Origin of the sequence: Xanthomonas sp. MUS 060, assembly GCF_000963215.1 — a bacterium.
Classification (GTDB): Bacteria; Pseudomonadota; Gammaproteobacteria; order Xanthomonadales; family Xanthomonadaceae; genus Xanthomonas_A.
On the sequence record NZ_JZIM01000050.1, the window covers coordinates 1 to 5090 of the forward strand.

Consider the following 5090-nt stretch of genomic DNA (forward strand, 5'->3'; position numbering starts at 1 on the left):
AAAGCCGATCAGCTCTTCCAGCTCCAGCTGGTCGCGGCCGGAAACCGTCGCACCGATGCACACGTCCTTGCGATCGGCGTAACGGCTCAGCACCAGCGCCAGGCCCGCCAGCAGGCTCATGAACAGCGTCGCTTGGTACTGTTGGCTGTAGGCCGCCAGCTGCTGGGCCAGTTGCGCCGGATAGCGGTGTTTGACCAGCCCCGCCCGCCACGCCCGCGTGGCGCCGCGCGGCCGGTCGTAGGGCAGGTCCAGGCCGTCGTCGTAGCCTTCCAGTGCCCGCGTCCAGTACGACAGCGGAGCCGCCAGCTCCCATTGTCGTTGCCACAGCGCGTAGTCGGCATACTGCACCGCCAACGTCGGCAGTGCGGGGGTCGTGCCGCGCAAACACGTCTCGTACAGCTGGTGCAGGTCACGGTTGAACACTCCCAGCGACCAGCCGTCGGAAATGATGTGGTGGATGCTGCTCAACACCACATGGTGATCGGCCGCCACGCGCAGGATGCATGCCTTGAACAAGGGCCCCTGCCGCAGATCGAAAATCTCCCGCGTGCTCGCGGCCAGCAGCAGGTCGGTCGACCTCCTCGGCCGACACCTCGCGTACCGGCACCTCCAGCGTCAACGAGGCAGCGATCACCTGTTGCAGCTGCCCGTCCTGCGAAAGAAAGCGCGTGCGCAGCACTTCGTGCCGCGCCACCAGCGCGTTCAATGCGGCACGCATCGCTTCGACGCTGAAGGCTGCTCCGATGAAATGCGCTGCGTTACTGATGTTGTAGCTGGTTCGCTGCTCCTCCATATGCTCGTGCACCAGCCATAACCGCTCCTGTGCGTACGAAGCCGGAATCGGCCCTGTATGCTCCAGGCGCGTCAGGCCGGGCGGGCACGGACGCCGTTCGCTGACCAACAAGGGGGCGATCTGCCGCGCAAGCGCCCCCAGTATCGGTGCCTCGAACACCAGGGTGACCGGCACTTCGATGGCCAAAGCCTTGCGCAAGCCGGACACCAGCTGGATCGCCAGCACCGAATGGCCGCCCAGCTCGAAGAAATTGTCATGCACGCCGACCTGGGTACGCTTCAACACGCGTTGCCATATTTCGGCCACGGCCTGTTCGACGGCTGTGCGTGGCGCTATGTACGACTCATGCCGCGCAAGATCGAAATCCGGTGCAGGCAAGGCGCCGAGGTCGACCCGCCCATGGGGTAAGCGTGGCCAGTGCGCGAGCGGCACACAGATTGCAGGCAGTAGATAATCCGGCAAGGTTTCGCTCAGGGCCAGGCGGATCCTGGCCAGCGTCTCGTCGGTCATGATTGCAGCTGTGCTACGGGCCGACAGATAGGCTACCAAGCAGCGCTTCACCGGCTCATACAGCACTACCGCTTCGCCGACGTCTTCGCACAAGCGCAGTTGTGCCTCCACGACGCACAGATCGATGCGGGGATCATCGATACGCGACTGGACATCGAGGGAGCCCAACCATTCCAGTTGCCCATTTGCCAGGCGACGCACCAATGCATCAGTTTTGTACAAGCAGACTGGCTGTGTGATCCACAATTCACCAACCATGCCGTCGGGCGCGATGCGGCCGTTGCTCTGCACCACGTGACACATCGAGTTGGCACCCAACGGGAACAGACCACGGCGATGCTTGTATTGAGCGCCAATACCCGCTTGCAATGCAGCGCTGACATCCTGGCTCAATATTTCGGCACCGAACTCGGCATTCCCGTAGGCGGCGAAGATCCGTGCGGAACCGCCCACCTCTCGCAACCACGCGTCTAGGCGCATCAGCGGCGCGATCGGCAAGGGCGCGCCATGCACCACCAGCACGCGTAAGCCGGCCAGCTTGTTGCGCGCAAGAGGATGGTTTTGCAGATGCGCCAGCATCTCGGTCAATTCAACTTGAGCCAGGTAGGCCACGCTGATCGCGTACGTCGCGAGAGTCTCCAGCCAGGCAGCGGCATCGAAATCGCCATGCATCGGTGCGATGCTGAGGCTGCCGCCCGCCGCCAACCATTGCAGTACTTCGGTATGCGCCAGTTCGGCAGAAAGCGGGCTGCGCAGCAGGAAGCGATCGGTACGTTCGAGACCGAAACGCTGCACGCTATCGAGCAGGCGACTCGACAAACTGCCGCTTTCGACCATGATCGTGCGGGTTCGCCCCTTTTCGTCACACATACAATGCAGCATTGCGGGCAAAGCTGGATCGTCGGCGAAATGCATCAAACGCGGCGTCGCTTCTGTAGCTTGCTCGTCGATCAGCAGGACAGCCTGGTCGTCGAGCGGCAACTTCTCCAGCAAGCTAGAACAGGTCACCACGATGCAGGCCCGCGTTTCGAACAACTGGTCGTATTGGGCCTCGGCAGTCGTCGTCGGATCGATCAGCACGCTCGCCGCACCGCATAATGAAGCGGCCAGCAAAGCAACCACCAAGGCGGAGCAAGGCGCTAGGCACAGGGCAACTACCCTGTCCGGACCGGCGTGCTCGCACCGCAAACGCCAGGCGAACTCGTTTGCTGCCTCGATCAGCTGAGCGTAACTGAGCGCACCTTCCGGCGCTTGCAAGGCGAGGCGTGCGGCATCATTGGCCGCCATAGCCTCAAGTAAGTTGGGCAAGCTCGGCGCGACATGCTTCATCAATGCCGACGACGCCGGTTGCGTCTCGTTGGGCGCCATGGGCAAATCATTCAGCGATGCCTCCGGCCGTTCCACCAATGCCGCCAGCACACACTTGAATTGCTGTACCAGCGCCTGGACCCATTCCGGCGCAAACAGCCCAGTGGCGTATTCGACGAAACCGGATAGGCGTGAGCCATCCAGCAGCAGGTCGAAGGTCAGCTCGCACTTGGCCGTGCCGTTGTGCATGGGGAGCACCTGCACCTGGACACCGTCCAGGTCGAACGCCGACATCGGCATGTTCTGGAAATTGAGCATCACCTGCACCAGCGGGTTACGCGCGGTATCGCGCGGCACCTGCAGGCTTTCCACGATTTTTTCGAACGGCACATCCTGGTGCTCGTAGGCGGCCAGCGTGGTGCAGTGGATGCGTTCGAGCAGCTCGCGCACGCTGGGATTGCCGTCCAAATCGAGCCGTACCGCCAGGGTGTTGACGAACAAGCCGATCAAACCGTGCAACTCGGCTCGGGCGCGATTGGCGACCGGACTGCCAATGCAGAAATGCTTCTGCCGGGCATGGCGCGACAATACGACGCCCAGCGCGGCCAGCATTAGCATGTACAATGTAAAGCCGTGTGCGTCGGCGAAACGCTGCAGGCGTTGCAGCAGCGGCGGCTCGATCTGAAGCGCCACAGTCGCGCCATTGAAGTTCTGGAAAACCGGCCGCGCATAGGTCGTGGGCAACACCAGCGGCGGTGCATCGGCAAGCTGCGTTTTCCAATATTCGAGCTTGCGCAGCGCGTCTTCCTGGTTCAGCCTCGCACGCTCCCAGCGTGCGTAATCGGCATAGCTGAGCTCCAGCGGTGGCAAAGGCGCGGATTGGCCATGGCGGCATGCAGCATAGTGCGTGGCCAGCTCACGAAACAGGATTGAGGTCGACCAGCCGTCGAAGACTATGTGATGGATGATCACTGCTAGGTAATGCCGCCGGTCGTCCAGGCGATACAGCAGGGCGCGCAATGGCAGCTCGCGTTCTAAATCGAAGGGTTCGCTGACGGCTGTGTGCAATCGGCCATGCAGATCAGCCTCGTCGCGAATCGGCCTAAGCTGCAACACGAACTGCTCTGCTGCGCCAATGACCTGTACGCATTGCTGCTCGGTTTCCACGAAATGGGTACGCAGCACGGCGTGCCGTTCTAGCACACAGCGAAATGCTACCTGCAAGGCCGAAATGTCCAGTTCTCCTTGCAATAAGGCCAGACCCGGGGTGTTGTACGGCGTCTCCTGCACGAACTTGTGCAGGAACCACATGCGCTCCTGCGCAGTGGAAAGCGGAATGGTCGCCTCCTCGGTGCTTGCGGGGATGACATCGCAATCGCTGTCGCGGGCATGGCTGGCGAGGGATTCGCTAAGCTGCGCTACCGTGGGCAGCTCGAACAGCATGGTCAGGGACAAATCGATCGCCATATCCCTGGCAATACGCGAGATCAGTTGCGATGCAGACAGCGAGTGCCCACCCAAGGCGAAGAAGTTGTCGTGGATGCCCACCCGCTCCACCCGCAGCACCTCGGCAAACAGTGCCGCCAGCCGTTGCTCGGCCTCGTTGCGTGGTGCTATGTACTCCTGTGCGTGTACCGCCTGCGGTCAGCCTCGCACGCTCCCAGCGTGCGTAATCGGCATAGCTGAGCTCCAGCGGTGGCAAAGGCGCGGATTGGCCATGGCGGCATGCAGCATAGTGCGTGGCCAGCTCACGAAACAGGATTGAGGTCGACCAGCCGTCGAAGACTATGTGATGGATGATCACTGCTAGGTAATGCCGCCGGTCGTCCAGGCGATACAGCAGGGCGCGCAATGGCAGCTCGCGTTCTAAATCGAAGGGTTCGCTGACGGCTGTGTGCAATCGGCCATGCAGATCAGCCTCGTCGCGAATCGGCCTAAGCTGCAACACGAACTGCTCTGCTGCGCCAATGACCTGTACGCATTGCTGCTCGGTTTCCACGAAATGGGTACGCAGCACGGCGTGCCGTTCTAGCACACAGCGAAATGCTACCTGCAAGGCCGAAATGTCCAGTTCTCCTTGCAATAAGGCCAGACCCGGGGTGTTGTACGGCGTCTCCTGCACGAACTTGTGCAGGAACCACATGCGCTCCTGCGCAGTGGAAAGCGGAATGGTCGCCTCCTCGGTGCTTGCGGGGATGACATCGCAATCGCTGTCGCGGGCATGGCTGGCGAGGGATTCGCTAAGCTGCGCTACCGTGGGCAGCTCGAACAGCATGGTCAGGGACAAATCGATCGCCATATCCCTGGCAATACGCGAGATCAGTTGCGATGCAGACAGCGAGTGCCCACCCAAGGCGAAGAAGTTGTCGTGGATGCCCACCCGCTCCACCCGCAGCACCTCGGCAAACAGTGCCGCCAGCCGTTGCTCGGCCTCGTTGCGTGGTGCTATGTACTCCTGTGCGTGTACCGCCTGCGGCAC

Annotated in this window: 2 protein-coding genes and 1 pseudogene; all 3 read right to left on the bottom strand. The window is 61.9% G+C overall.

Annotated elements, in window-relative coordinates; translation table 11 throughout:
• Window positions 1-516: condensation domain-containing protein (locus XANALMUS060_RS22775; RefSeq protein WP_255352398.1), on the bottom strand; the 516-nt coding region annotated here is incomplete at its 3' end.
• Complete coding sequence (locus tag XANALMUS060_RS22420) at window positions 410-4177, bottom strand: condensation domain-containing protein (RefSeq protein WP_082065226.1); 3768 nt, start codon at window positions 4175-4177, stop codon at window positions 410-412. The genes XANALMUS060_RS22775 and XANALMUS060_RS22420, both read right to left, overlap by 107 nt.
• Window positions 4178-4268: 91 nt before the next feature.
• A pseudogene (locus XANALMUS060_RS22425) lies at window positions 4269-5090 on the bottom strand (condensation domain-containing protein); the annotation flags it as partial.